Raw genomic sequence first — 25,922 nt, forward strand, 5'->3', positions numbered from 1 at the left:
AGCTGCTGTGAAAGTCATCATACCTTTCACAGCAGCTTTTTTTGATGTTTTACATTAAAAACTCGAAAAATTCTAAAAAGTTAAAATATATATTGGATAATTGGGACTAAACGATTATAATTTAGGACATAAAAGCGAAAATGCTGGCTTCGTTAGAAAGACATAGTCTTAAATAAGAAAAAAGGCGGGGGAAAATATGAAAAAGAAATTATATTCAACTGCAGCTATGACATTGGTCGCAGGGTTATTATTGGCTGGGTGTGGAAATGACAAGGAAAAAGATGCGGCGAAGGATGAAGGCGGAAAGGATACCTTCAACATTGGGGTATCACAATTCGTACAGCATGATTCCCTGGATCAGGCATATAAAGGATTCCAGGCGGCATTGAAGGATAGCGACATCAATGCCAAATATGATCTTCAAATTGCACAGGGTGACCAAAATAACAGTCAAACGATCGCCAATAACTTTGTTGGGGATAAAGTGGATTTGATTTTTGCGAATTCCACTCCTAGTGCCCTAAGCGCTTTAAATGCGACCAAGGATATTCCAATCGTTTTTACATCGGTTACCGATCCTGTTGCGGCGGAGCTTGTTACATCTTTGGATAAGCCAGGCGGAAATGTGACGGGTACGACGGATTCCCATCCTGAAGCAATTGCCAAGTCAATGAAATTCCTAGCAGATGAACTTGGCGCCAAGACAATTGGAACCGTTTATAATACAGGGGAGCAAAATTCCGTCGTCCAAATAAAAAATGTGAAAGCGGAAGCGAAAAAAGCGGGATTGAAAGTTGTGGAGGCATCTGTCTCAACTTCTGCAGATGTTAAACAGGCAGCGGAATCATTAATCGGAAAAGCGGATGCTTTCTATATCTTTACTGATAATACAGTTGTTTCGGCACTGGAATCGGTCATTTCTGTGGCAGATGATAAAGATATCCCTTTGTTTGTTGGCGAGCTGGATTCCGTGAATGCGGGTGGTTTTGCAGCCTATGGCTTCAGTTACTATGATATTGGTTATGAAGCGGGGCAAAAAGCGGTTGAAATCCTGAAGGATGGCAAAAAACCCGGAGATATCCCGGTTCAATATCCACAAAAACTAAAATTGGTCATCAATGAAAAGGCAGCAAAAGATATGGGTGTTGAAATAAAAGAAGAATGGAAAGCGGATGCTGAGTTTGTAAAATAAACTCTGCTTTTGTTCGGGGAAGGAAGAAAAATATGTTCTCAGCCTTATTCAACTCTTTTGAGTCGGGAATGATTTATGCGATCATGGCACTCGGTGTCTATTTAACATTCAGGATTCTCGACTTCCCGGATATGACAGTGGAAGGCAGTTTTGTGACAGGGGCCTCTGTTGCCGCCATTATGATCGTTAACGGTTTCTCGCCGATCATAGCCACGTTGAGTGCAATGGTTGCCGGGTTCATTGCTGGCACAATAACGGGTTTCCTTCATACGAAAGGGAAAATCAATCCACTCCTTGCAGGTATCTTAATGATGATCGCACTTTACTCCATCAACCTAAGGATCATGGGTGCATCCAACATTCCGTTGCTTTCCCAAACAACCATCATCACGAATATTCAGGATGCCTGGGCTGGCACAGGGGTGGACAATGTCTTGAATGGTCTTTTAACGATCGTGGGCCTCGGTGATAGCTTGCCCAAAACGTGGGCCATACTAATTGTTATGTTGATTGTGGCTTTAATCATTCAAGCTGGAATGTCAGCTTTTTTAAAAACGGAAATCGGTCTTGCTTTACGTGCGACGGGTGATAATGAAGCAATGGTCAAGAGTTTTTCCGCCCATACAGGAAACATGAAAATCCTGGGACTTGCAATCGGAAATGCACTTGTGGCTTTCTCGGGATCCTTGGTTGCCCAATATAACGGGTTTAGCGATATTGGTATGGGGATTGGAATCATCGTCATCGGATTGGCATCCGTTATAATTGGCGAAGCATTATTTGGCTCAAAAACGATTGCACGTGCGACACTTGCGGTCATTGGAGGAGCGATCATTTACCGAATCGTCGTAACTTTGGCACTCCGCGTAGATTTCCTTAATACAGGTGATGTTAAATTAATTACGGCACTTATTGTGGTCGGGGCACTTGTCATTCCGAAAATTACCGATAAACAAAAGGAAAAAAGCCGAAAGAAAAGGCGGCTCAAAGAAATACAGATGCGCCATGGTGGTACTTCATCGAAAGGGGGAGAAGGATATGCTTCAGTTAAATCAGATTTATAAGGTCTTCAATGAAGGGACACCAGATGAAAAGCTAGCCCTTGGGAATCTTGAACTGCAGATGACTAAAGGCGAATTTGTAACAGTCATCGGGAGTAATGGAGCAGGTAAATCGACGCTGATGAACATGATATCCGGCAAGATTCTCCCTGATGCCGGTGAAGTCATCATTGATGGGGAAAACGTATCGGCCATTGAGGAACATGCCCGTGCTAAAATGATTGGCCGCGTTTTTCAGGATCCGATGCTGGGGACGGCACCACATATGACGATTGAAGAAAATATGGCGATTGCATATGGCAGAACCAACAGAAGAGGTTTGGGCTTCGGGGTGACAAAAAAACGGAAAGAGCTTTTTAAAGAATGTTTGGGTACCCTTCATTTAGGCTTGGAAAATCGGATGACTGCAAAAGTGGGGTTATTATCAGGTGGGGAGCGCCAGGCACTTTCATTGCTGATGGCGACCTTCACCGATCCTAAAATCCTGCTTCTTGATGAACATACAGCAGCACTCGATCCTTCCAGGGCAGAGCTTGTGACAAATCTGACGAAGGAAATCGTTGAAAAGAACCAGTTAACGACGTTGATGGTGACCCATAATATGCAGCAGGCCATCGATCTTGGAAATTCCTTGATCATGATGGATAAGGGACAGATCATTTTTGAAGCTAGAGGCGCTGAAAAGCAGAAGCTAACCGTTGAAAAACTGCTTAACGAATTCCAGCGCATCAAAGGCGAAAAAATGCTCAATGACCGTGCAGTGTTGATTTAAGATGATGAAAAGGCCCGACCCAGGTGAGATAAATCTTGGGTCCTGGCCTTTTTATTTTTGGGGTAATTAATCAGATCAGGTCTCTATTCACTGCACGAATGTCGAAGAAGTACTTGAGCCTAGGAAAAATGGTTATGGTGGGGTGCTCATTAACGATCTTGAATATAATCGATGTTAATCGCTGTCTGCTGTGCTCCATGATGAACTATCATTCCTTCTGTTATTTCCAAAAATCATTTTTATGAATGGCCTTTTTTTCGTCTTTTTAGTGGCAGCAGCTTCTTCAGCCGCGAGGAAATAATCAAATGGCTGGACAATTGGTGTTTCTAACGCTTCGATACGAGCTTCGAGCTTTTTAACGAGCTTGTGCATTTCTTCCATTTCACTTCTGTGCTGTAAAAGTTGATAGGATACAACATCGTCCGCTTTTGTTTTCAGTCCATTTTCAAGCCTGACGACTCGTTCTATCAGTTGATCATGTTCTTTATTCGTTTCGGAGTGTTTCTGGACGGTTGCTTTTCTAATCTTTTTCTCTGATATACTGACCTTTTGGAGAATGATGCCCTCGTTCAGCTGATCTTGGATTTTTCTCAATAATGCAATGTCTTCATCTGAAAACTGATAGTGGCCAAGCTGATTCCGTTCTACCTCCATGTTCAATTGGGTGACCCAGCGTTGAATCGTACTATGGGAAACATTCAGTAACCGGGCAACTGCACTTGTATTCATCGAGATTCCCCCTTTTGTTGTTGAATTCGATAAGTATGAGGCAATTCCTTTACAGATGACAAAACAAGTATTCATTCGGCAAAGAAAGTGGATTTCCTACGTAATTTGCATGAGGACCGATCCGAGAAGGAATACTCTTGGAGCCGGTTTTGGCAAATGGTATGCCTTGTTAGGAGATTTAAGAAGAAGCATTTGTGATGGTGTGGCTTGATGGTCAATCAAACTATAAAGGGAAAATGATTCATATGTCGAATTACCCTTTGAAGAAGAAAAAAGGAGGAATAGTATGAACAGAATTAACCTTATAACTTTAGGTGTTAAGGATATCAATGAATCCTTAAGGTTTTATCGGGATGGGTTGGGATTTTGCACATCGATAAAAGAGGAAGAACCAGCAATCGTTTTTTTTAATAATGCAGGAACGAAACTTGCTTTGTATCCTTTAGAGGAGCTAGCAAAGGACATTAATGAGAAAGCACCGCCTAAGAAACATGGTTTCCCGGGGCTTACGCTCGCTTATAATGCTAAATCAATAGAAGAAGTGGATGAAGTGATCAACAAGGCTGAAAAGGCCGGGGGAACGATCGAGAAATCACCTCAAGATGTTATTTGGGGAGGATACAGCGGATATTTTTCAGACCCCGATGGTTACTATTGGGAGGTTGCGTATTCGAAGGATTGGAGTTTTGATGAAACGGATATGCTCATTATAAAGTAACGCGCACTTCGGAAGGGCTGGAAAATCAAAAGGCATGGGCCTTCCTTATGCCTTCAGGAGTTGGATCATAAAAAGGGCTGTTGCCTAGCCACTGCCTATACGGGAGTGGCTAGGCAACAGCTGGTAATCATCATGTGCCTTTTACTGTGAAACTACATGCTTGGCAAGTTCTTTACTTATTTGATTGCCCATTCTCCTCGATTGCTCAGTCGCCTCTTGTACACAGGCAATGAATGCTTCTTGCACTTGATGTGCTTGAAGTGCTTTCAGACCTGCTTCAGTCGTTCCGCCTGGTGAAGTTACTTCCTTTCTTAGCACGGCAGGCGTTTTAGGTGATTTCTGTAACATATCGGCCGCACCCATCAGTGTCTGGAGAATCAATTGCTTCGCGGTTTCGGAATCGAGACCTATTTTTTCTGCTGATTTTTCCAATGCTTCGACCAAGTAATATATATAAGCCGGCCCGCTTCCTGATAAGCCTGTTACCGCATCTAGCTGGGCTTCGCCAACGACAGCTACGGTTCCTACCGTTTCAAAAAGGGTAATCGCCGTTTGTAATTGCGCTTCTTTCGTGTGACCATTAGCCGCAAGGGCAGTTGCTGATTTTCCTACAGCTGCCGATGTATTAGGCATGGCTCGGACGATTGAGAACTGTTTGTTGGCGACTCCTTCCAAACTTGTTGTATGAACCCCGGCCACCACGGAAATGAACAGCATTTCCTCGCGAATGTATTCTTTTATTGATTGCATCGTTTCTAAAATATCTTTCGGTTTCACCGCCAGTACGACAAGGTTTGCATTCTGTACTAATTGCTGCAGCGATCTTGTGGCAGTTACACCGTATTCTTTCTTTAAATAATTTAACCGGTCATCATTGGATTTATTTGTTACAAAAATATTTGCTGGATCAATTACCTGTTGAGTCACCAGCCCCGAAATGATGGCTTCTGCCATTGATCCAGCCCCGATAAATGCGATTTTTTTCATATTTCTCGCTCCTTTTTCTTTTAAATTTTCGGTCTTTTTTTAAAAACAAAAAGACCCCTCATCCAATAAAGGACGAAAGGTCTAGCTTCCGTGGTACCACCTTTGTTCAACTTTTCCATAACAAATAAACAGAAAAGCTGCACTTGATTCCTCTAACGCGGGAATTACGTCAGGTTTTCCTGAAGGCTCATAAGGTAGGTTCAATAATGAGGGGGCGATGAAGCCTTTCAGCACATTCCGAGCTTCACTCTCTTTACGCCATCAATAAATTTACTTGGCCTTAATCAAAGCCATCCGTCTTTAATTACTTGTGATTATGAAGGATATATCAGTAATCTGTCAATGATAATATATGCATGAACGACAAAAAATAGACATGAATTATGTGAAAATAATGACAGTGATTAAAAATACATGTAAAATGGTAATTATACCTACATTTTATTGATAAGTGTACTAAAAATTCTGTCTAGCGTATAAAAAGATTTATATAAATATAATTTCTAAGGTGGAAAAGATTATGGCGAATTGGAATGGAGATATCGCAAAACTTGCATTGCCCACGCCATTTGCAGTGGGCGATGTAAATGTTTATGTTGTTAAAGGGGATGCTTTAACGCTAATTGATACTGGAGTTAAAACAAAACGATCAAAGGAAGCCTTGACTAATGGACTTGGTGATTTGGGTCTGGAATTGACTGATATCGAACAAATCATTTTAACCCATCATCATCCTGATCATGCAGGTGCACTCGATTTCTTTGAAAAGGATATCCCTGTTTATGGACATAAAAACAATCAGCGCTGGCTGACTATCAGTGATGAGTTCCTTGAAACCCATAATCGTTTTTTTCTTGATTATGCCACGAAGTTTGGAGTGGCAGAAGAGCTGAAAAATAAACTGATCCATAACCGCGATGAAATCAGCTTCCTTAGTCAACGGAAGCTGCATGGATATTTGGCTGAGGGGGATGAGCTTCCTGGTCTTCCAGGCTGGAAAGCGATCGAGACTCCAGGGCATGCGCAAAGCCATTTATCCTTTTACAGGGAAAGTGACGGTGTCATGATCGCGGGTGATCACTTGCTTGCTAAGATTTCACCTAATCCTTTAATGGAACCGCCTTTACTTCTGGGCGGTAAGAGGCCTCGTCCGTTACTGCAATATAATGCATCACTTCAGAAATTATTGGATTTTTCCATATCCACTGTATACTCTGGACATGGAACTGAAGTGGAAGGAGATGCGGTTGCTGACTTGATTCAATATAGATTCGAGCGGCAGCATAACCGGGCCATGCAGGTGAAAAGCATGCTTCAAGATAAACCTTTATCGGTCTTTGAAGTGTGTCAGCAGCTTTTTCCGAAAGTTTACCTTCAGGAAGTGGGCCTGACACTTTCGGAAACGGTTGGTCAGCTGGATTATTTAGAAGATTTGGGTGAAGTCGAAACAGAAATCCAATCAGGGGTCATTCTGTATTCAATCGCTTAATGTTCTCAAGGAGGCTCACTTTTTTGAATAAGTTACAAGGGAAAGTTATTGTTATTACCGGTGCTTCCGGAGGGATTGGCAAGGAAGTTGCAATCCAAAGTGCAAAGCAGGGAGGCCGTCTCGTCCTCTTGGCCAGAAGCCTGGATAAATTACAACAGCTAAAGAATGAACTAATCAACCAATATGGGATTGACGCATATGCCTATAAGCTTGACGTTGCAGATACTGATCAGGTGACAAGGGTATTCAATGACATCCATGAACAAATAGGTGAAGTGGATGTATTGGTCAATAATGCCGGTTTCGGCACGTTTAAAGAAGCCCAGGATACGGAATTAAATGAAACGAAAGCAATGTTTGCTGTTAACGTCATTGGATTAATGGCCTGCACAAAGCTGGTTCTTCCGTATATGAAGCGGAGAAAATCGGGGCATATCATCAATATCGCTTCACAGGCCGGTAAAATTGCCACTCCTAAATCAACATTGTATTCTTCGACCAAGTTCGCAGTTCTTGGCTATTCAAACGCACTTCGGCTCGAGCTAATGGAAGATCATGTTTTTGTGACCACCGTCAATCCTGGGCCCATAGAAACGAATTTCTTTAACATTGCGGATGAATCAGGGACATATTTAAAGAATGTTGAAAAATTCATGCTTAACCCTGAAGATGTCGCGACCAAAATCGTAGCAGCGATGCTGACCAATAAGAGGGAAATCAATCTCCCTGGCTGGATGAATTTAGCTGGGAAATGGTATAACATGTTTCCAAAGATAACCGAATCTTTAGGGAAAAAAGCATTCTTCAAAAAGTAGGCCAGACTTTCTATAGCGCTACAAGGCGAATAAGGTCAGCAATAGATAAAACAAAAGGGGAATGTCTAATGACATTCCCCCTTTGTTTGAAAAAAATTTGAATAAATTGGTAACTGTTTCATTGGGAAAACCGTCTATTTTTTAGGAGGGATTTTCATGAAGATGATCGTAAACCTTTATATATATATAATTGTTGCCTTTATTCTGGCTAGCTGTCAATCTTCTGATAGGAATATGCATGAGGCCATTGATAAGGGGGAAAAAGGTTTCATTACGGATCTTGACGATAAACGGATTTTGATTAAAGGGACGTACTACAAGGTGACCAATGATACATATATTCAAGATCAACATGGGAATGATCTCGATTATGCTGACCYGGAAATCGGGATGAAAGTGAAACCATGGCACCGGGGCGGGGTCAAGAAAACATTTCCTGGGAAAGCGGAAGCGGAATTGATTCTTGTTTTGACGGATGCAAAAAGCTTAGCCGAACAAAGGGCGGTCACTGCTGCCCTCGATCATGTCAGCAAAGCGGAAAGTCAGCGATTCATGATTCTCGAGGTCAGCCATTTGCCCTCAGAACATGTATATAATATCGAAATGATGAATCGTTCCAACTTAGATTTTTCATTCATGGTGACAGTTGAGGATTTAACGGATGAAATACTATATATAAAATAAAAGAAATGAATAAAACCGGACTGAATCATTTATGAATTCTGTCCGGTTATTTTATGGGAATCCGCTCACAAGAATGAGCTCACGTCCTGGATTTTATAAAGTTTTCGCACCTAAATATCTTGGTTTCCAATAAGTATTATCCATATCCGCGATGGCTATTCCTTTTGAAGATGTAGCACTAATGAATTGACCATTTCCGATATAGATCCCAACATGTGATACTCCTGTTCTTCCAGAAGAAGTATCAAAGAATACAAGATCACCTTTAGATGGTGAAGATACTTTTAACCCTGTATTTGAATAGAGCAATGATGTTGTACGTGGTAAGGTAATTCCTTGTGATTTCTGGAATACATAATAAATGTAGCCTGAACAGTCGAATCCAGTTGGTGTTGTCCCGCCCCATTTGTAGGGTTTGCCGATTAAGGTTTTTGCATAGCTGATTAGGCTTGTATTATTGACATTATAAACACCAAGCGCATTAAATGTGCCTCGGCCAGCAATTCCGTCGGCAGTTAATCCTTTAGCTTTTTGGAATTTTTTTACTGCAGATGTGGAATACGTGCCGTAATATGTAGTCAGTGAACCTGAATATGTGAAATAACCTTTGGTTTTTAAAAGTTGTTGTAGTTGTTTGACATCGCTATGTGTCATTCCGGGTCTGAGGGTTTGATCTCCGATATTTGCAAAGGCTTGCAGTGGGGTTAGCATCATGGCAGATGCAACAGCAGCTGAAGCGATCCATTTCTTCATAATGTTCATTTCCTCTCTATCTATCTCTCTTTTATTCTTAACAATATTATCCTACAATACCATTATGACAATTAGACATAATTTTGGTTACAGTTTCATTACAAAAAATGAGTAGTAAGACTGAAATTAAAGGGACGAAAGACTGTTGAAAGCAGTGAGGGGGATTTAAAAAACTAAGCCTTTTGATTCATTCGAGATTATTCAAGATCCTAATTGATCTGTTTTTAAAAAACTATATGGATAATCAGTTTAAAATTGTTATTTAATCCATTTTTAGGGTTTGTTATATTTTTAAAGGAAATTGCATTAAAAAGTAGAAAATTGTATGAAAACTTCCATTGAACAAGAACGTATATTCGGTTAAAGTTATGAATATAATAAAAGCGAACGTATATTCTTGTTAGGGTGAAGAAATGATGGACTATGGGTCAATGCCGAAACAATCAATTATGTGTATCGATATGAAAAGTTTTTATGCAAGCTGTTCAGCGGTTATGCTTGGTCTGGACCCACTCGATTGTTATCTGGCGGTGGTTGGTGATTTGAAGAGGACGGGGAGCGTTGTGCTTGCGGCTTCCCCAAAGATGAAGAAGGAATTTGGCATCAAGACAGGTTCGCGGAGGTTTGAGATTCCGAATGATCCAAGGATTGTCGTCGTTGAACCCAAAATGGCGACCTATTTAAGGGTCTCGACGGAAATCACCCGCTTGTTCAACCGTTATGTGCCCAAAGAAGCGATTCACGTGTATAGTGTGGACGAAAGTTTTGTGAAAGTCGATGGTGCCGCTTCTTTATGGGGAGATGCCCAGGTGATAGCTGAAAAGATAAAAGATGAAATCGAACGGGAATTACAGCTCCCCTGTGCCATTGGAATTGGTCCGAACATGCTTATGGCAAAACTTTGCCTTGATTTGGAAGCCAAGCATAAAGGGATTGCGGAATGGAAGTATGAGGATGTGCCGAACAAACTTTGGCCGATTGCCCCGCTTCGTGAAATGTGGGGAATCGGCAGGCGCGTAGAAAAAACCCTTCATGGAATGGGCATATTCACGGTCGGGCAGCTTGCCAATTATGATCTTGAATTACTTGAAGCGAAGTTCGGAATTATGGGCAATCAGCTTTACCACCATGCGTGGGGAATCGATTTATCGGATATGGGGGCAACAATCATCGAAGGGCAAGTCAGCTTTGGCAAAAGTCAAATCCTGCTAAGGGATTATAAGGAGGAGCATGAGGTCAAGCAGGTCATGCTGGAAATTTGCGAAGAGGTTGGAAGAAGGGCACGCACCCACCGCAAGGCAGGAAGGACGGTCAGCTTAAGCATTGGTTACAGCAAGGATGAGTTTGGCGGAGGCTTCCATCGTTCGCGTTCGATTAGTGAACCGACTAACATTACGATGGAGTTATATAAAGTTTGCCTGGAGCTTTTTCATGAGAACTATAAGCAAAAAACGGTTCGGAGCATAGCGGTCACACTCTCGAATATTGTGGATGATAACGAAATGCAGCTGACTTTATTTGATGCTTCGCGCTGGAAAAAGCGGGAATTGAGTTACACGGTTGATCGAATCCGCCATAAATATGGACCCAAATCGTTATTGCGTGCAGTTTCGTATACGGAAGCGGGTACAGCCGTTTACCGAAGCAGGCTGCTTGGTGGGCATAAGGCGTAAGGTCGACTTTGAAGGGAGGGAAAAGAATGATTCGTGATCGCGGCCGTATCAAATGGACATCGATGATGTTGCCGGAGCATGTGAAGATGCTCCGGGATTGGGTGGTGGAGGATGGCCATGAAACGAAGCGCATCCTTGATGAGCAGCAACTGGAAGAAATGAATGTGGTAATGGGGGAAGCGATGGAGGAAAGAAAGGATGTCACGATCGCTCATTATGAAGGAAAACGGTATCAGCTGTTAATCGGCAGGATCCATTATTATAATGAGCTCACCCAAAAGCTTCATATCGTCGATCGCTTTCAGCAGGCTCACTATATCAAGCTTTCCGATATAGCGGATGTAAGGATAATGGAATGATGAGCGGAAGGGCTGTTCCCCAAGGGACAGCCTTTCATATTCGAAACGATATCGGTTCTTTTTAATGTATTTTCTTCTTGGTGAAAGGGGATCATCGGGGCAAAAGATAATCTGGGCGATCTTGCAGAAGGAAGCAGTATCATTAACAGAAACATTTTTATCGTTTATAATAGGGGAATGCAAAGATATCGGGAGGCATGGATCATGTATATTGAATGGACGGAAAGAGCCGCTGAGAAAATAGCCGATAAGGTTCAGGGAAAAGAAGGATATTTACAGTTGAAATATGATACTGATGGCTGTGGCTGCGTGGTAAGTGGTGTGACCGCGCTATGGCTGGTCAACGAACCTGAAGAAGGTACCGAAAAAGCGGAAACGAACGGAATTCCCCTATATGTTGAGAAATCAAAAATGATTTTTCTGGATGAAGTCATGAAAATAGACTTTGTTCCGGAAGCGAACAGCTTTCAATTAAAAAGTCCGAATCAAATCTTAAATCCGAGGATGAGCTATTTTAATAAAATCTAACTAGAAAAGAGGGAATCGTGGATACCCTCTCTTTTTCTGTTCAGACAAGTTTGAGAAACTGATCGATTTGATCTTCATATTCTTTTGGATTTTCATTATAAGATTGAGCGTGGGCCCCTTTTTTAGCGATGTACAGCTGCTTTGGGCCCTCTTTTGCTGCATATAATTCCGCTGTCATGGAAGCGGGAATGAAGCTGTCGTTTTCACTATGGATGAAGAGCACAGGGTTTCGGATGTTTTTCATATAATCGATGGGGGACACTTCATTTGTCCAATATCCATCACGGAGTTTGATGAACGTACGCCCAAGCGGAAACACGGTCCAAGAGGGAAATGGGATTTCAAGCTTGAGCTGGTGTTTGATCTGATCCTCGAAATTTGAAAATGGACAGTCGGCAATGTAAAAATCAGCACCATCTTCAAGCATTCCGGCATATAAAAGCAGGGTTACGGCTCCCATGGATTCTCCATGAATGCCAATATGAAGATCGGAACCTTTACGTCTTTTCAATTCATCGATTACGGCCTTCAGGTCGAATTTTTCATAATGTCCATAACTGCTCGTCTTGCCACCAGAATCCCCGTGCCGCCGGTGGTCGTAAATGACGGCGTTGAAGCCGCGCTTAAGAAAAATATTCATGTACTTAATCGAATTGACTTTGTTTTCCGTCACACCATGAGAAATGACCACCCATTTATTGGTTTCATGCGGTTCGATGAACAAGCATTTCAAGGAATATCCGGATGGTGAGGGTACCCAAATTTCCGTTTTAGGCAGATTATCAAAATCCTCCCTGATCAGGCGTTTAGCCATGATTTCACGATTCTGGATATAATCGGTTTCCTTCTTTTTCATGTACATGATCCGATTGGAAAAATAAATGCCGACGCCGATGATATAGGTTAGGATTCCAGCTATTGCAAACCACCATTTTTTCATGAAGGGTCCTCCTCGGTTGATTTTCTTTATTTTACCATGAGGGAAATGGGAAAACACTGTTTGAAAACCATAACGAGGAAAACGGCAGTCGTGATATAATAATTTCAAATAAATGGCCAGGAGGTTTTAAGGATGAAAAAGAAACAGCCGCGAAAACAAAATCAAAGCAAAAACCAAGATAAAGATTCATCATCATTGAAACTTGGTGATATGATCAATCAAGATATCATGTCCCAGCTTCGTCAAAAGCAAAAGGAACTGAATGAGGCTGAACAGGAGAAAAGGGCAGCAGAGGAAGAAAGAAAACGCGAAGAAAGAAAGCAGCGGGAGAAGAACAAATCATTCGAGGAGCTATTGGGTGAAAGCGATATGAACTGGAAGAACTATAAATAAAGAAAAAAGGGGGCAGTGTAGCCGATCCACAGGAAGAACCATTTTAAACGGATAGGGGAACATCCCTTACTGATATTCCTTTATTTTATAAAGCATAACGATTATATTTAAGGTAAGTTCGATATGCATTCATATCGGATGGACTACTACTAGCTGGTGATGTGATGGAAAGTAAAATGTTGGAAAATCAATTATGTTTCCTTCTTTATGCAAGTTCAAGGGAAATGACGAAGAAATATAAACCTCTGCTTGATAAACTCGAAGTGACATATCCTCAATATCTCGTTCTTCTTCTACTATGGGAACAGGATACACTTACAGTAAAAAAGCTAGGGGAGCTGCTTGCCCTCGACTCAGGAACGCTTACCCCCATGTTGAAACGAATGGAGCAGAATGGCTTGATTGTCCGTGAACGTTCCATTGAAGATGAACGGTCTGTCATGATTAAGTTGACGGAAAAGGGACTTGGTTTACAGGAAGAGGCCTGTTTCATTCCCGATCGCATTTCGGCTATATCGGGTGAGGATAAGAGGGTGGTTGAAGATTTGAAAGCTTCGCTGATCCAACTATTGAAAACATTACAGGAATTGTAGCAAAAAGACGCTTGGTAACCCCAAGCGTCTTTTTGTCGGATTTTAATCTACATCTATTTCAAAGGCGACGTCCACATTGCCATTGATTGCTTTTGAATAAGGACACATTTGATGTGCTTTATGAACAAGGGTCTCAAATGTCTCTTTATCAATCCCGGATCCCTTCACAGCCAAAGTTACAGCCAAGCTGTACTGATGCATCTCACCCATCAAAAGACTGACGCTTGCAGTGACTTTGGAATCGAAAGAAACGCGTTCGATTTTACCAACTGATTGTAAAGCACTATCAAAACATGCAGCATATCCAGCTGCAAAAAGCTGTTCCGGATTAGATGCTTCAGGCATTTGTTTAGCCCTAGGTGTTCCAGGCATCGCAATATCAACCGTGAAGTTGCCGTCAGCAGAAATTGCCGTTCCTTCTCTTCCGCCATCAACTGTTACAGACGTTGTAAATAATGTTTTTGTCATCATTTTTTCTCCTATCTTTTTACCTTTAAATTGTGTGCAACTGAATTGTACAATATTAATTTTGGGATGTCCAATGAAAAAGTTAAAAACGTTGGTATGAAGTTAAAGTGATTTGGAAACGGTTAGATGGTACCTACGGTACAGCCTTAGTTTTCGTGATTTGATGGAAATGATGGAGGAACACGGCTTATCCATGGCTCACACAACCAGTATGTGTTGGGTTCATCAATACGGGCCTGAATTAGATGAAAGAGTATGGAGTCATCTTAAGCCAACAAATGACTCCTGGAGAGTCGATGAAACGTATCAAAGTCTAAGGCCAATGGATGTATCTATATCGTGCTGTGGATTCTGAAGGAAATACAATTGACCTTTATTTAAGTAAATCAAGAGATACCAAAGCAGCCAAGCGCTTTTTCAAAAAAGCCTTGGCTGTTTGTCATTCTACAACACCACATGTCGTTACGGTTGATAAAAATCGAGCGTATCCTTTAGCCATTGAGCAGTTAAAAAGGAAAAGATGATGCCTGAAGGCGTTAAAATCAGACCAATATGGTACCTTAACAATATAGTGGAACAAAATCATCGTTTCATTAAGAAACGTGTGCGTTCTATGTTTGGATTCAAGTCGTATGAAACAGCACTTCTATATTGAGTGGCATTGAAGCGATGCATATGATGAAAAAAGGACAACTTTACCAACGGGTGAAGTCTGTCCAAAATGAAGTCAAATTCATACATAAGTTGTTTGGAATTGCATCATAATCTGGCATTAAACAAGCCATGTATCTTCTATGTCTCTATTGTTTTTTTGCACCAGAACCGGATTTCTTCATTTTACTGTTTTTCTAAATACCGATAAATCGTTGTTCGAGATAAACCCCATTTTTCTGCGACGTCTTTAATTTGGATCATCGAAACTAAATCCAATAAATAAAAATGTTTTAGAAATTAAATCTCCACGAAGTTAAGGAAGCCGAGTGCTTTTGAATCGTATCCGTAGCTTATATTTCATTACCCCAGACAACAAGCTAAGCTTCGTAACATCCGCCTGGCTGTTCAATCCTCTTGCAAGTCCTGACAATACTCTCTGATCAATTTGGCTGCATGTGTTTGGCTGATTTGTAAATCCTTGGCGACGCGCCTGGAGCTTCGATTCAGTTTGTAAGATGTAAGAACCATCTCCTTTTTTGCCAATTCTATAGCCTCATTGAGGGAAGTGGAGGCGTTTTTTCCAATCTTCTGCTGGTTATGGTTATAAATTCCTTCGGGTAGGTCATCGATACCGATGACCTCATCGCTTGTAATGACAAGCCTTTCAATGAGGTTTTCTAATTGCCTTACGTTTCCGGGCCAGGCATAATAGGTCAGCCATTGGAGGCAATCTTTCGAAATTAATTTGTTCATTTCATTTTTTCGGTTAAATTTATATAAGAAATAATAAGTGAGTGGGCTGATATCTTCCTGTCGTTCTCGAAGGGGAAGCATTGTGATATCCACTACATTCAGCCTGTAATATAAATCCTCCCGAAACGTTTTATTTGCCACCATTTCGTTCAAGTCTTTATTGGTCGCGGCAATAATACGGATATCCACCACCTTTTCTTTATTTCCACCAATAGGAATGAATTTTTTCTCTTGTATGACTTGCAGTATTTTGGCCTGAAGAGATAAAGGCATGTCCCCAATTTCATCAAGAAATAGTGTACCTCCATCAACACTTTCTAGTAGCCCTTTTTTTCCGGATCGGTTTGCATTGGTAAAAGCTCCTGGTGTATAGCCAAAAAGCTCGGACTCCATTAATTCGGCTGGAATGGCTGCACAGTTGATTGTTAAAAAGGGACCGTTCTTTCTGCTACCGTTTTCGTGGACATATTGGGCCAAAACGCTTTTACCTGTTCCGGACTCACCAAGAATTAATATAGTAGAGTTTGCAGCCGCTACCTTCTTGGCAAACTTCAGTACATTTTTCATTTTTTCATTATTAGTGATGATGCTGGCGAATGGGTCTTCCGTTTCTTTACTTTGATCTGAATCCTTTTCTTTTACCTTCAGCATTTTATAGCTTTGTAATTCCCTTGCGGTTGTAACAACCAATTCCACTTCCTTCTTTTCATTTAAAATAGGGATAGCAGAAGTGAGCAGCTCTGCACCGAGGACAGTGGTTTGTTTAATCATAATCGGCTCTTTTCTTTCCAATATATCGGGAAAAATTGAGGGATACCAATAGCCTTTATCGACTAATTCCAAGCTTGATTTCCCTATAACTTCTTCCTTATTTAAACCGTAATGCTTCTTACAGGCATCATTTACATAAATAATTTTCATATTCTTATCCAAAACAAAAATTTCATCAGAAGAATAATCCAAAATTTTAATAAGCGTTTCCATATCCAAATCGAAATTGGTTAAAAAGTTGGATAGAATCATGTTGTGACCTCCTGAAAAACATAATGTGAGTTTGAGAGAACTCAATTGAGTACAAGAACGTTCAAAAAAAATGAATGTTGGGCGATTTAGTGAATCAACATGTGGTTTCGCCGCTCTTTAAAAGTTGGCACGGTTATTGCAAGTATTATAGAGTACAGTAATAAGAGTGGGAGGTTGTGTGTGCGCTTACATATAATGATTCGTTATGCCGATAGAATCTTATTACTTTGCACTTAATAATAGTTGAAATATTTTGAACTGTAAATAGATGAAGGAGGGCACTTAAATGGGAGACCATCGTGAGGTTGTAGATATTACCATTATTGGCGGAGGGCCGGCGGGATTATACACTGCTTTTTATGCAGGCATGCGCCAAGCAACCGTGAAAATTATTGAGAGTTTACCACAGTTAGGTGGGCAATTATCGGCTCTTTATCCCGAGAAGTTTATTTATGATGTTGCTGGATTCCCAAAAGTGAAGGCACAAGAACTCATCAACAACCTGGTTGAACAAATGAATCAGTTCGAAGTTCAAACCTGTCTCGGACAATCGGTTGAGCATGTGGAAAAAGATAAAGAAGGCATTTTCACCATTGAAACAGATAAGGAAGTTCACTATTCGAAAACAATCATTATTACCGCAGGAAACGGTGCTTTCCAACCACGCAAGCTGAAGCTTGAAGGGGAAGACAAATTCGAAGAAACGAATCTACATTATTCCGTTCAAAACTTAGCGCAGTTTGAAGGCAAAAAAGTGTCCGTGTTTGGCGGAGGAGATTCGGCAGTTGACTGGGTGTTGATGTTGGAGCCGATCACAGAAAAAGTAACCATCGTTCACCGCAGAGATCAATTCCGTGCCCATGAGCACAGTGTAGATTTATTAAATCGGTCGAAGGTGGAGATATTGACTCCATATGTTCCGGTTGAACTTGTCGGAGATGAGGAAGTAGAAAAAGTGATAGTCAAACATGCGAAATATGACGAAACAATCGAAATGGATGTTGACGATGTACTCGTAAATTACGGCTTTATTTCTTCACTTGGACCAATTAAAGATTGGGGATTGGAATTCGAGAAAAACTCGATTGCAGTGAATTCCAAAATGGAAACGAACATAGAAGGTATTTATGCAGTTGGTGACATTTGCACATATGAAGGAAAAGTGAAATTGATAGCGACCGGTTTTGGCGAAGCACCAATTGCTGTCAGCAACGCAAAAGTGTATTTGGATCCGAAAACTAAATTGCATACGGTGCACAGTACAACATTAATGGAAGAAAAAGAAACGAAGAAAGAAAAATCATTAGTTTAAAGTAATTTTTAACAGGAGGGGCTATCGATGGCATTATATGTAAAAGTAGACCGGGATACTTGCATTGGATGCGGAGCCTGCGGGGCAGTGGCTCCTGATATCCTTGATTATGATGAAAGAGGAATTTCTTTTAGCCTTTTGAATTTTAATGAAGGAACCATGCCAGTCTCGGAAGATCTTGTTGATGATTGGAGGATGCCTGCGATGGCTGCCCTACAAACTCAATCAAAGTGGAAGAAGAACCGTTTTGCAGCTTCTTTAAAAGACGAAGCAGTTTAGTGCCAGTGAGTGAGTTTAGGTACACACTCTGAACGCTAATGAACTCGCTTTCATTTTTTAAAACCTCGTCAATATCGGCTTTTATATAAAAAAGTAGTTGGCATGAAATTTGCAATGAATTTTAGGAGAAAACATTTTCAGGGATTTGAATGATAGAAGGGGGAATGGAAAAAATGAAAAAGTTACCAACAAATCAGACCTTGGAACACACTCTTCCATACGGTAATTATGTGAACCCGCAAATATTTGAAGAGGAAAAGAAAAAAATCTTCCAAAACAACTGGATTTTAGCCGGACATACAAGCCAAGTGGAAAAAGTTGGAGACTTCTTCACTTTTGATATAGCAGATCAGCCATTAATCATCAGCAGAGATAAAAATAATGAATTGAATGCTTTTTACAATATTTGTCCTCATAGAGGATCGAAAGTGGAAAAAAGTGAACAAGGGAATAAAAAGGTTTTCATGTGTTCTTATCACGGCTGGACATTTCAATTGAACGGAAAATTGAATAGGGCACCAAACTTTGATACAAATGAATTAGGCAACCATAGCTGCATGACACAAGTGAAGCTTGAAGTATTCCAGTCATTGATCTTCATAAATTTGAACCCAGAGGCAAGGCCGATGGCGGAAACATATGGAGAATTGATGGCCAACTTGGAAAAATACACGTTCTTGGATTCCTTGAAAAAAGTTCGCGTAACACAAAGAGTCATTGATGCCAACTGGAAAGCGGTTGTTGATAACTACTTGGAGTGTGACCATTGTACGATTGCACACCCTGAGTTTTCAAAAACCTTCGATATGAAAAATTACCACATTGATTTGTATGACAATTTTTCATGTCAATATTCCAAACTGACCAACAAAACAAATGAAGATCAAGAGGAGCACGCCAATTTCTATTGGGTATGGCCGAACTTGATGGTGAGCATCTATCCTGGAGAAGCCGGAAATATGACGACAAGCCAAATTTTGCCGCTGACTCCGGATAAATCGCTGGCTATCTATAGCTACTACTTTAAATCAGATGAAATTAATGAGGAGCAGAAAGAACTGATTCGATTCGTGGATCAGGTCAGAAAAGAAGATTTCGACCTTGTGGAGTTATTGCAAAAAGGTTTCCACACGAATGCCTTCAAATACGGAGTTTATTCTCCGACTGAGTATGCAATCAAATTTTTCCACGGCCTTTATGAAAACGCCATCAATGGTGAGTGAAAGAAGGAACTAGATAGCGGAACTCCTTCTTTTTTAAAGAAAGCAAAAAATCTCAGGAATAAGTGATTATCCGTCTTCAGGTACCAGGGGCACAAAGCTTAAGCACTCCGAATGGCAAGAATGCCTTCAGGGGTGCTCATCGTTACTGATACGACAATGGTCACATTATTTAGAAGCTTTGGGCATAAATCAAGGACTTCGATACAGGTTTAGTCATTTTGGTCATTAACTTTGTCATTACATATGACGTAAGTTTAGTACAAAAAAAATGAAAAAGTTGAAGGAGTCAGGAAGAGGACCATTTGTTTCAGGGATTGAAGGAGAAGGCTTTAAGGGAAATCTCCGTAAGACAGTGGGGATTTGTTATTTAAACCGGAGAATTCAGGATGGAGTAACCGGATTGGATTTTCCTTTAAACTAACGGAGTAAGCTTCTTAGAAATACTATTAGACATTTTGGGAGGATATTACCATGAACAATCAAACAGAATTCACAGTTGCAGATGCAATCGTAAAAGAGCTTGTACAAGCAGAAGTGGACGTAGTATACGGGATCGTTAGTATCCACAATATGCCGATTTATGACGCGATGCTGCGTGAAGGAAGCATCCGCATGGTCACTTCCCGCGGTGAAAGTGGAGCGGTCAACATGGCTGATGCCTATGCGCGTGCTACAGGAAAATTGGGCGTTGTATTAACAAGTACTGGTGCTGGGGCAGGGAACGGTGCAGGTTCATTGACAGAAACATGGAACTCCGGGACTCCGTTATTGCACATTACGGGGGAAGCGGATTCTAATTATATTGGAACGGATCAACGTTATATCCACGAAGCTAAAGACCAGTTAAAAATGATGGAGGGCGCGAACAAAACAGCTTATTTGTTGAAGCGTCCAAAGCAAATCACACCCTTTATGCGCAAAGCGATCAAAGAGGCACTGTCTGTTCCTACAGGGCCGGTAACTATTTCCATTCCAACAAATTTCCAAGCGCAAATTATTCCGCAAAATCAATTGATCGATGTGGAAACCGTTCAAAATCCAGAAGTGAAAATCAACATTCCAGCTGATGTGGTTGAAAAAATTGCCACTGCAAAAAGACCGGTCATCTGGGCAGGAAATGGAGTTATTGCTTCGGGAGCATCCGAGGAACTCCAAGCGTTGGTAGATCTAATTCAGCCTGCTGTCGTTACAAGTGAATCCGGAAAAGGGTCTATCCCTGAAAATCATCCGCTTTGCATCGGCAACTTTGCGGTTACACCTCAAATGGAGGAACTATTGAAAAAATCAGATTTACTCATTAGTATCGGGGTCCGTTTCCGCGGTAGTGAAACGTATAGCTGGACGCTCCCAGTACCTGAAAATCACATTAATATCGATTTGAATCCAAATGCATTTAACCGCAATTTTGATACATTGTATACACTGGTAGGAGATGCCAAAGCAGTTTTACACGAGATTAACAGTGCTTTAAAAAATAAGGAGATTAATCCAGATGCAGCTTTTGTAGATGAAGTGAAGTCTGCCCGTCAAGCAGTTCGTGATGACCTTCGTAGCCAAATTGGGCCTTACGGAGAAGTTGCAGATATCATGCGTGAACAGCTGCCTGAGAATACGATCTTGGTGACTGACGTAACCATTCCTGGATACACTTGGGGAAATAAATTGTTCGACATTTATGAACCAAGAAATTACCTCTACATGACCGGCGGAGGTATCGGACAAGGCTTGCCAATGGCAATCGGTGCCCAAATTGGTCAACCAGAAAAGCCTGTCGTTCTTATTGCAGGAGACGGCGGATTCATGGTGAATGCTGGTGAGATGATCACTGCGATTCAAGAAGATACGCCGATTATCGTTCTATTATTCGACGATGGCGGATATGGAATCTTAAGATACTACCAAGAAGCAGCTTATGGCAGACGTACAGCTGTAGACTTGAAAAACCCAGACTTCGTCATGATGGCAAAATCTATGGGCTTCGAATCAGAGAAAGTACGCTCGGTCGATGAGTTCAAGGAAGGGTTAGCGAATGCAATCGCAAGCAAGAAACCTTATATGGTTGTAGTAGATGTAGAAGCAGTAGGAGTATTGGAATACAAAGATTCGGAGGAATACATCGCATCTTTCCGTCCCAATCACGGATAAGTTTTAGCTGATTAACCAGAGCCTATGTGTCTATTAAAAGTTAGATAGATTGGATGGCCATATGAAGTAATATGGCCATCAATTTACCATATTGGAATTATGATTCCGATGGCAATTGCGCTTGGTTACGATGCAATGACTGGTTATGCAATGGTATGTCTTGGAGCGATGGCTGGGTTCCTAACAGGTATTACCAACCCATATAATGTAGGAGTTGCTCAAGGAATTGCGGAACTCGCTCTTTTTCTATGGATGGGATTACCTGGAATCCTCCCGCCAGCGTTGAATGCAATCGGGTTATTCTTAACTATTGCGGGTATTCCGTATGTAACATGGATTAGATGGGTTTTTCCTTATTTCCTTCTCATAGTGAGTATCGGAGTAATTTTCTTAATAATAGCCCAATTGATCAATTATGGACCATTTTAGGAAGCGGGAGTATTCTTGTAACAAACAATATATTTAGAAAACATAATCTGAAATATAAGGAAGGTGATGTTAATAGTGAAAGATACACTTAAACATGAATTAGATAAAATAAAGTCAAAATTATGGGAAATCAGTGATCAGATGTACAGAAACCCTGAACTCGGTGACAAGGAATTTGAATCAATGCAACTACTGACAAACTTATTGTCTGAACACGATTTTCGGATTGAAACAGGATTGGTTGACCGTCCAACTTCTTTTAAAGCTGAATTTAAAGGTGAAAAAGATGGTCCTACAATAGCCTTTTTAGCAGAATATGATGCTTTGCCTGAAATTGGCCATGGGTGCGGACATAATTTGATCGGCACGATGAGTGTGGGCGCTGGTATTATTCTTAGCAAGCTGATAAGTGAAGTAGGAGGAAGTGTTGTCGTATTAGGTACTCCGGCAGAGGAAACGAATGGTGCCAAAGTTCCGATGAGTCAAGAAGGAGTATTCGAAAGTGTAGATGTTGCGATGATTCTCCATCCTAATAATGTATCCGTTGAAAGTGGAACAACTTTGGCGGTAGATGCACTTCAATTCAAATATAAAGGAAAAGCATCACATGCAGCAACGGCTCCTGAACATGGAATTAATGCACTGGATAGTGTTATCCAACTTTTTAATGGTATAAATGCACTTCGAGAGCATTTGCCGACAGATGTTCGTGTGCACGGGATTATTTCTGAGGGTGGTCAAGCCGCGAATATTGTTCCATATTTAGCAGTCGCTCAATTTTATATTAGAGCAAAACAACGTTCCACATTAGATGAAATTGTAAAAAAAATAAAAAATATCGCAAATGGTGCTGCCCTTATGACAGGTTCTGAGCTTGAAATATCAAATTATCAAATAAGCTACGATAATATGGTTACAAATCAATATCTATCCCAAGCTTTCACTAAAAATTTACAAGAAATCATCGTTCAACCGGTTCTAACTGCTGAACATAGTAATGCATCTATTGATATGGGAAATGTAAGTCGTGTCGTACCAGCAATTCATCCATTTATTGGATTGAATGATACAGAGTTAGTATTACATACCCAGGAATTTGCTGATAGAACAGTATCAGAAGAAGGCAGTCGAGCACTTGTTAATGGTGCACTAGCATTAGCTTATACGGGATACGATGTTTTTACAGATAAAAACTTATTGGAAAATATTAAGAAAGAATTTAAAAAGAGTAAATAGTTTTTTCGCTTTTGATCGTGATAAGAATAGCTATCTCCAGCAAGCCTATCAAAAGATTGTGTAGTGTTTATTATTTTAATAGAGCGCTTACATTTGATTGCAATAAGCCAACCAAGGTCATCGATTACTACCAGGTGAGTTTAAAAGAGCCTCTTTGAGTATGAGCGTACTCAACCTTATGAATGAAAGCTTATCATTATCAGCTTTTATTGAAGAATGAAGTTGGCATGAAATTTGCATAAATTATCATTGAAAAAACTGTAGAAAACAGTGGTGTGAATTGTTAAAGCACTGTAAATGGATCACTTTCCGGAATGCGGCTATGTTGTAGAGTGTGGATATAATTGGCCAGATTGAATTTGTTGCTCGGAATCGCAGGATTGAATTATTTAAGTGCTGCAAATCAAGGGTGTATGACTGTCATCATCAGCAACACAGTCTTGATTTCGCATTTGCTAGACTGGAAGCTGACAAGTGGGGAGGAAGCAAAGTTATGACAAAAGAATTGAAACAATATATAAATGGGCAATGGGTAGAATCAAGTGACCCGGAAAAACTTAATATCATTAATCCTGCTACACAGGAAGTCATTGCTAGAGCCGCGAAAGCAACAAAAGAAGAAACAGAAGAAACAATCAAAATAGCGAAGAGAACATTTGAAAGTGGTGTCTGGTCTGACCGTTCTCCGCAAGAAAGAGCGGCGGTTTTACTTCAGATTGCTGATAAATTGCAGGAAAACATTGATGAGTTAACAGAGTTGGAAGTACAAAATAACGGAAAAACGAGAAGAGAAGCACGGTCGGATGCTGAAGAGGCCGCTAGTACATTTCGTTATTATGCAGGTCTACTTAATATGCCTAATGGCCAAACGTATGAAACCTCCGGGGATATGCAGACATTGATCGTAAAGGAACCGATAGGCGTTGCGGGATTGATTGTTCCTTGGAATTTCCCTTTATTGATGAGTGTTTGGAAGATTGCTCCAGCTTTGGCAGCAGGTAATAGCATTCTTTTAAAACCGGCAGAAATTACTCCGATGACAGCGGTAAAAGTGTTTGAGCTGATTGATGAGTCCGATTTACCAAAGGGAGTAGCTAACCTCCTTATGGGATCTGGATCGGTTGTTGGCCAGACGATTGCTGAAAGCGATGATGTGGACGTTGTTTCCTTTACTGGAAGCACAGGGGTCGGTCGCCATATCATGCAGGCCGCAACAGGCAATATGAAAAAAGTGTCCCTTGAGCTGGGAGGAAAATCTCCGAACATTATCTTTGATGATGCAGATTTGGAAACAGCCGTCGATTACTCCTTATTTGGCATTTTCATGGGTTCTGGGCAAGTTTGCTCTTCGGGAAGCCGCATTCTTGTCCAAGAGGGGATTTATGATGAATTTGTGGAAAAGTATGTAGAAAAAGCAAAAGGGATAAGAGTTGGTCCCGGAAATGACAAGCAATCCCAGATGGGAGCCATTGTCAGCGAAAAGCACTTCGAGAGCATACTAGACTACATTCGGATTGGAAAAGTAGAAGGTGCAAACCTTGCTCTGGGCGGCAATCGAATCAAGAAAGACGGTTTAGAAAAAGGATTTTTCATTGAACCTACCGTCTTCACTCATGTAACAAGTGATATGCGGATTGTCAGAGAAGAAATCTTCGGTCCTGTAGTCACCATTCAGAAATTCAAAAATGAAGAAGAGGCAATCAAGATTGCCAATGACACAGAATTTGGACTTGCGGGTGCTGTATTCTCTACAGATCAAAACAAAGCCTTGCGTGTTATCAAAAAAGTCCGGGCTGGCATCACATGGGTGAACGCCTACCACCTTACGAATATTCAAGCCCCATGGGGCGGCTATAAACAAAGTGGGATCGGCAGAAGCCTTGGTACGTATGGTTTGGGTGAATACCAGGAAACGAAACAGATTAACATTAATCTATCTCCGAAGCCGATTCATTGGTTTGAATAGAAGATTAACGAAAAGCTTGCAGGGAATCTTCTGCAAGTTTTTCATACAAGAGACTTTAATGTTGGGGTTTACTATAATAATCGATAATCCCAAAAATAGCTGAGACGTCACCTTACTTTTAAATGGAAGAGGCCATTGTGGAAGTTTCAACGTTATTATGGAACTTCCAAGGATTAGTACTGAAATAGTTTTTTTCGAGGCCAGGTAATTCATCTTTTCTTTTGGATTGAACACGTGCGGGTGAGTTTGCAGGCACTCTATGAACACAATTGCACTCACTTTCACTTTTATAAACCTTATCGGTATCCGGTTTTGTATACAAAAAAGTTTGGATGAATTTTGCAAGTATCTAAACTATAAGAGGGAGTTTTTTTGGGGAATGAGATGGCGGCAAGACTAATCGATGGACTTCCTTCTTTTTGAAAGCGCTTAAAAAGGACAGGGTGAAGAATCTCTATGTGAAAATGTGGGCGCGACCATGGTTTGCTAAAAAAATATGAGGGAGTCGTACCCGATCAAAACATGAAGTTTTTTAGAAGCGAAAGAAGAGCCGCTATGAATTTACATATAGAGGGGGTGATACATGAATTTGCTGCCTGGATTCTAAAAAATACAATCATTATGATTGCAAACTTCAGCTTAAGTTCCATGATATCTTATTAATTAACAACATTTTCATAGTGAGTATGAACGATTTAAGACATATTAAGAAGTGCATTTTTGGACATCGAAACCGGTGGATATTCCG

Annotated in this window: 26 protein-coding genes and 2 pseudogenes; 21 read left to right on the forward strand and 7 right to left on the reverse strand. The window is 40.8% G+C overall.

The features are described from left to right. Positions 1-196 precede the first annotated feature (196 nt). From AC1DVK_RS05910 to AC1DVK_RS05920, 3 genes are read left to right on the forward strand one after another with little or no spacing between them, the layout of a single operon-like run. Complete coding sequence (locus AC1DVK_RS05910) at positions 197-1,192, forward strand: ABC transporter substrate-binding protein (protein WP_061463963.1); 996 nt, start codon at positions 197-199, stop codon at positions 1,190-1,192. A 32-nt stretch (positions 1,193-1,224) separates the two neighbouring features. Then, positions 1,225-2,256, forward strand: coding sequence for an ABC transporter permease (locus AC1DVK_RS05915; RefSeq protein ID WP_089361464.1), 1,032 nt, complete (start codon positions 1,225-1,227; stop codon positions 2,254-2,256). Beyond that, entirely contained in the window at positions 2,231-3,025 is a 795-nt protein-coding gene (locus AC1DVK_RS05920) for an ABC transporter ATP-binding protein (protein ID WP_061463961.1), read from the forward strand. Before AC1DVK_RS05915 ends, AC1DVK_RS05920 begins: the two co-directional genes overlap by 26 nt. Positions 3,026-3,199: 174 nt before the next feature. Here AC1DVK_RS05920 and AC1DVK_RS05925 read toward each other — a convergent pair whose 3' ends face one another. After that, the gene (locus tag AC1DVK_RS05925; RefSeq protein ID WP_089361463.1) at positions 3,200-3,754 is read right to left on the reverse strand and encodes a MerR family transcriptional regulator; all 555 of its coding nucleotides are present in this window, start codon (positions 3,752-3,754) and stop codon (positions 3,200-3,202) included. Between the two features lie 286 nt (positions 3,755-4,040). Between AC1DVK_RS05925 and AC1DVK_RS05930 the strand changes: the two genes are divergently transcribed. After that, on the forward strand, positions 4,041-4,472 hold the full coding sequence (locus AC1DVK_RS05930; RefSeq protein WP_410860390.1) for a VOC family protein: 432 nt from the start codon (positions 4,041-4,043) through the stop codon (positions 4,470-4,472). Between the two features lie 141 nt (positions 4,473-4,613). On the opposite strand, the gene proC is transcribed toward AC1DVK_RS05930, so the two are convergent. Then, positions 4,614-5,459, reverse strand: a complete 846-nt coding sequence (proC, locus tag AC1DVK_RS05935) for a pyrroline-5-carboxylate reductase (protein WP_061463958.1) — start codon at positions 5,457-5,459, stop codon at positions 4,614-4,616. Positions 5,460-5,979: 520 nt separating this feature from the next. Here proC and AC1DVK_RS05940 point away from each other — a divergent pair. The 3 genes from AC1DVK_RS05940 to AC1DVK_RS05950 all read left to right on the forward strand — a co-directional run bounded on the left by AC1DVK_RS05940 (position 5,980) and on the right by AC1DVK_RS05950 (position 8,447). After that, complete coding sequence (locus AC1DVK_RS05940) at positions 5,980-6,948, forward strand: MBL fold metallo-hydrolase (RefSeq protein WP_061463957.1); 969 nt, start codon at positions 5,980-5,982, stop codon at positions 6,946-6,948. Beyond that, on the forward strand, positions 6,948-7,763 hold the full coding sequence (locus AC1DVK_RS05945; protein ID WP_061463956.1) for an SDR family NAD(P)-dependent oxidoreductase: 816 nt from the start codon (positions 6,948-6,950) through the stop codon (positions 7,761-7,763). Before AC1DVK_RS05940 ends, AC1DVK_RS05945 begins: the two co-directional genes overlap by 1 nt. A 156-nt stretch (positions 7,764-7,919) precedes the next feature. After that, entirely contained in the window at positions 7,920-8,447 is a 528-nt protein-coding gene (locus tag AC1DVK_RS05950) for a hypothetical protein (protein WP_477626036.1), read from the forward strand. A gap of 93 nt (positions 8,448-8,540) precedes the next feature. Here AC1DVK_RS05950 and AC1DVK_RS05955 read toward each other — a convergent pair whose 3' ends face one another. Continuing rightward, complete coding sequence (locus AC1DVK_RS05955) at positions 8,541-9,200, reverse strand: C40 family peptidase (protein WP_410860392.1); 660 nt, start codon at positions 9,198-9,200, stop codon at positions 8,541-8,543. 413 nt (positions 9,201-9,613) lie between these two features. Here AC1DVK_RS05955 and AC1DVK_RS05960 point away from each other — a divergent pair, with 413 nt between their 5' ends. From AC1DVK_RS05960 to AC1DVK_RS05970, 3 genes are all read left to right on the forward strand, one after another. Continuing rightward, positions 9,614-10,873 (forward strand): Y-family DNA polymerase, encoded by a 1,260-nt coding sequence (locus tag AC1DVK_RS05960; RefSeq protein WP_410860393.1) that lies wholly within the window; start codon positions 9,614-9,616, stop codon positions 10,871-10,873. Between the two features lie 26 nt (positions 10,874-10,899). Next, entirely contained in the window at positions 10,900-11,232 is a 333-nt protein-coding gene (locus AC1DVK_RS05965; protein ID WP_477626037.1) for a YolD-like family protein, read from the forward strand. 204 nt (positions 11,233-11,436) lie between these two features. Next, a complete protein-coding gene (locus AC1DVK_RS05970) occupies positions 11,437-11,760 on the forward strand; it encodes an iron-sulfur cluster biosynthesis family protein (protein WP_089361456.1) in 324 nt (107 codons plus the stop codon). Between the two features lie 40 nt (positions 11,761-11,800). Here the strand turns inward: AC1DVK_RS05970 and AC1DVK_RS05975 are convergent, their stop codons facing one another. Next, positions 11,801-12,700, reverse strand: a complete 900-nt coding sequence (locus AC1DVK_RS05975; protein WP_477626038.1) for an alpha/beta hydrolase — start codon at positions 12,698-12,700, stop codon at positions 11,801-11,803. A 132-nt stretch (positions 12,701-12,832) separates the two neighbouring features. On the opposite strand from AC1DVK_RS05975, the gene AC1DVK_RS05980 reads away from it, so the two are divergent. After that, positions 12,833-13,093 carry a YqkE family protein gene (locus tag AC1DVK_RS05980; protein WP_477626039.1) on the forward strand — a complete coding sequence of 87 codons (261 nt, stop codon included), beginning with the start codon at positions 12,833-12,835 and terminating at the stop codon, positions 13,091-13,093. 164 nt (positions 13,094-13,257) lie between these two features. Continuing rightward, positions 13,258-13,686: a MarR family transcriptional regulator gene (locus AC1DVK_RS05985; protein WP_089361454.1), complete on the forward strand. Its 429-nt coding sequence runs from the start codon at positions 13,258-13,260 to the stop codon at positions 13,684-13,686. 42 nt (positions 13,687-13,728) lie between these two features. Here AC1DVK_RS05985 and AC1DVK_RS05990 read toward each other — a convergent pair whose 3' ends face one another. Next, complete coding sequence (locus tag AC1DVK_RS05990) at positions 13,729-14,154, reverse strand: Ohr family peroxiredoxin (protein ID WP_477626040.1); 426 nt, start codon at positions 14,152-14,154, stop codon at positions 13,729-13,731. A 112-nt stretch (positions 14,155-14,266) separates the two neighbouring features. Between AC1DVK_RS05990 and AC1DVK_RS05995 the strand changes: the two are divergent. Next, a pseudogene (locus tag AC1DVK_RS05995) lies at positions 14,267-14,919 on the forward strand (IS6 family transposase). A 72-nt stretch (positions 14,920-14,991) separates the two neighbouring features. On the opposite strand, the gene AC1DVK_RS06000 reads toward AC1DVK_RS05995, so the two are convergent. After that, a complete protein-coding gene (locus tag AC1DVK_RS06000) occupies positions 14,992-15,069 on the reverse strand; it encodes a helix-turn-helix domain-containing protein (protein ID WP_252432727.1) in 78 nt (25 codons plus the stop codon). 144 nt (positions 15,070-15,213) lie between these two features. Next, a complete protein-coding gene (locus AC1DVK_RS06005; protein ID WP_410860397.1) occupies positions 15,214-16,584 on the reverse strand; it encodes a sigma-54 interaction domain-containing protein in 1,371 nt (456 codons plus the stop codon). 286 nt (positions 16,585-16,870) lie between these two features. Here AC1DVK_RS06005 and AC1DVK_RS06010 point away from each other — a divergent pair, with 286 nt between their 5' ends. From AC1DVK_RS06010 to AC1DVK_RS06045, 8 genes and pseudogenes are all read left to right on the forward strand, one after another. Continuing rightward, a complete protein-coding gene (locus tag AC1DVK_RS06010; protein WP_410860398.1) occupies positions 16,871-17,896 on the forward strand; it encodes an NAD(P)/FAD-dependent oxidoreductase in 1,026 nt (341 codons plus the stop codon). 27 nt (positions 17,897-17,923) lie between these two features. After that, positions 17,924-18,207, forward strand: a pseudogene (locus AC1DVK_RS06015) (ferredoxin). 141 nt (positions 18,208-18,348) lie between these two features. Continuing rightward, entirely contained in the window at positions 18,349-19,398 is a 1,050-nt protein-coding gene (locus tag AC1DVK_RS06020) for an aromatic ring-hydroxylating oxygenase subunit alpha (RefSeq protein WP_410860400.1), read from the forward strand. 471 nt (positions 19,399-19,869) lie between these two features. Beyond that, positions 19,870-21,543: a thiamine pyrophosphate-binding protein gene (locus tag AC1DVK_RS06025; protein WP_477626041.1), complete on the forward strand. Its 1,674-nt coding sequence runs from the start codon at positions 19,870-19,872 to the stop codon at positions 21,541-21,543. 99 nt (positions 21,544-21,642) lie between these two features. After that, a complete protein-coding gene (locus tag AC1DVK_RS06030; RefSeq protein ID WP_477626042.1) occupies positions 21,643-21,972 on the forward strand; it encodes a hypothetical protein in 330 nt (109 codons plus the stop codon). Between the two features lie 75 nt (positions 21,973-22,047). Next, positions 22,048-23,208, forward strand: coding sequence for a M20 family metallopeptidase (locus AC1DVK_RS06035; protein ID WP_477626043.1), 1,161 nt, complete (start codon positions 22,048-22,050; stop codon positions 23,206-23,208). A 344-nt stretch (positions 23,209-23,552) separates the two neighbouring features. Continuing rightward, positions 23,553-23,705 carry a hypothetical protein gene (locus AC1DVK_RS06040; RefSeq protein WP_410860406.1) on the forward strand — a complete coding sequence of 51 codons (153 nt, stop codon included), beginning with the start codon at positions 23,553-23,555 and terminating at the stop codon, positions 23,703-23,705. Further along, positions 23,702-25,174 carry an aldehyde dehydrogenase family protein gene (locus AC1DVK_RS06045; protein ID WP_477626044.1) on the forward strand — a complete coding sequence of 491 codons (1,473 nt, stop codon included), beginning with the start codon at positions 23,702-23,704 and terminating at the stop codon, positions 25,172-25,174. Before AC1DVK_RS06040 ends, AC1DVK_RS06045 begins: the two co-directional genes overlap by 4 nt. Positions 25,175-25,922 lie beyond the last annotated feature (748 nt).

The sequence above is a fragment of the Peribacillus sp. P4_B1 genome, from assembly GCF_056402395.1.

Coding starts and splice junctions, on each gene's coding strand:
- AC1DVK_RS05910 (WP_061463963.1), top strand. CDS start 197: ATGAAAAAGAAATTATATTCAACTGCAGCTATGACATTGGTCGCAGGG.
- AC1DVK_RS05915 (WP_089361464.1), top strand. CDS start 1,225: ATGTTCTCAGCCTTATTCAACTCTTTTGAGTCGGGAATGATTTATGCG.
- AC1DVK_RS05920 (WP_061463961.1), top strand. CDS start 2,231: ATGCTTCAGTTAAATCAGATTTATAAGGTCTTCAATGAAGGGACACCA.
- AC1DVK_RS05925 (WP_089361463.1), bottom strand. CDS start 3,754: ATGAATACAAGTGCAGTTGCCCGGTTACTGAATGTTTCCCATAGTACG.
- AC1DVK_RS05930 (WP_410860390.1), top strand. CDS start 4,041: ATGAACAGAATTAACCTTATAACTTTAGGTGTTAAGGATATCAATGAA.
- proC (WP_061463958.1), bottom strand. CDS start 5,459: ATGAAAAAAATCGCATTTATCGGGGCTGGATCAATGGCAGAAGCCATC.
- AC1DVK_RS05940 (WP_061463957.1), top strand. CDS start 5,980: ATGGCGAATTGGAATGGAGATATCGCAAAACTTGCATTGCCCACGCCA.
- AC1DVK_RS05945 (WP_061463956.1), top strand. CDS start 6,948: ATGTTCTCAAGGAGGCTCACTTTTTTGAATAAGTTACAAGGGAAAGTT.
- AC1DVK_RS05955 (WP_410860392.1), bottom strand. CDS start 9,200: ATGAAGAAATGGATCGCTTCAGCTGCTGTTGCATCTGCCATGATGCTA.
- AC1DVK_RS05960 (WP_410860393.1), top strand. CDS start 9,614: ATGATGGACTATGGGTCAATGCCGAAACAATCAATTATGTGTATCGAT.
- AC1DVK_RS05965 (WP_477626037.1), top strand. CDS start 10,900: ATGATTCGTGATCGCGGCCGTATCAAATGGACATCGATGATGTTGCCG.
- AC1DVK_RS05970 (WP_089361456.1), top strand. CDS start 11,437: ATGTATATTGAATGGACGGAAAGAGCCGCTGAGAAAATAGCCGATAAG.
- AC1DVK_RS05975 (WP_477626038.1), bottom strand. CDS start 12,700: ATGAAAAAATGGTGGTTTGCAATAGCTGGAATCCTAACCTATATCATC.
- AC1DVK_RS05980 (WP_477626039.1), top strand. CDS start 12,833: ATGAAAAAGAAACAGCCGCGAAAACAAAATCAAAGCAAAAACCAAGAT.
- AC1DVK_RS05985 (WP_089361454.1), top strand. CDS start 13,258: ATGGAAAGTAAAATGTTGGAAAATCAATTATGTTTCCTTCTTTATGCA.
- AC1DVK_RS05990 (WP_477626040.1), bottom strand. CDS start 14,154: ATGACAAAAACATTATTTACAACGTCTGTAACAGTTGATGGCGGAAGA.
- AC1DVK_RS06000 (WP_252432727.1), bottom strand. CDS start 15,069: ATGATCCAAATTAAAGACGTCGCAGAAAAATGGGGTTTATCTCGAACA.
- AC1DVK_RS06005 (WP_410860397.1), bottom strand. CDS start 16,584: ATGATTCTATCCAACTTTTTAACCAATTTCGATTTGGATATGGAAACG.
- AC1DVK_RS06010 (WP_410860398.1), top strand. CDS start 16,871: ATGGGAGACCATCGTGAGGTTGTAGATATTACCATTATTGGCGGAGGG.
- AC1DVK_RS06020 (WP_410860400.1), top strand. CDS start 18,349: ATGAAAAAGTTACCAACAAATCAGACCTTGGAACACACTCTTCCATAC.
- AC1DVK_RS06025 (WP_477626041.1), top strand. CDS start 19,870: ATGAACAATCAAACAGAATTCACAGTTGCAGATGCAATCGTAAAAGAG.
- AC1DVK_RS06030 (WP_477626042.1), top strand. CDS start 21,643: ATGATTCCGATGGCAATTGCGCTTGGTTACGATGCAATGACTGGTTAT.
- AC1DVK_RS06045 (WP_477626044.1), top strand. CDS start 23,702: ATGACAAAAGAATTGAAACAATATATAAATGGGCAATGGGTAGAATCA.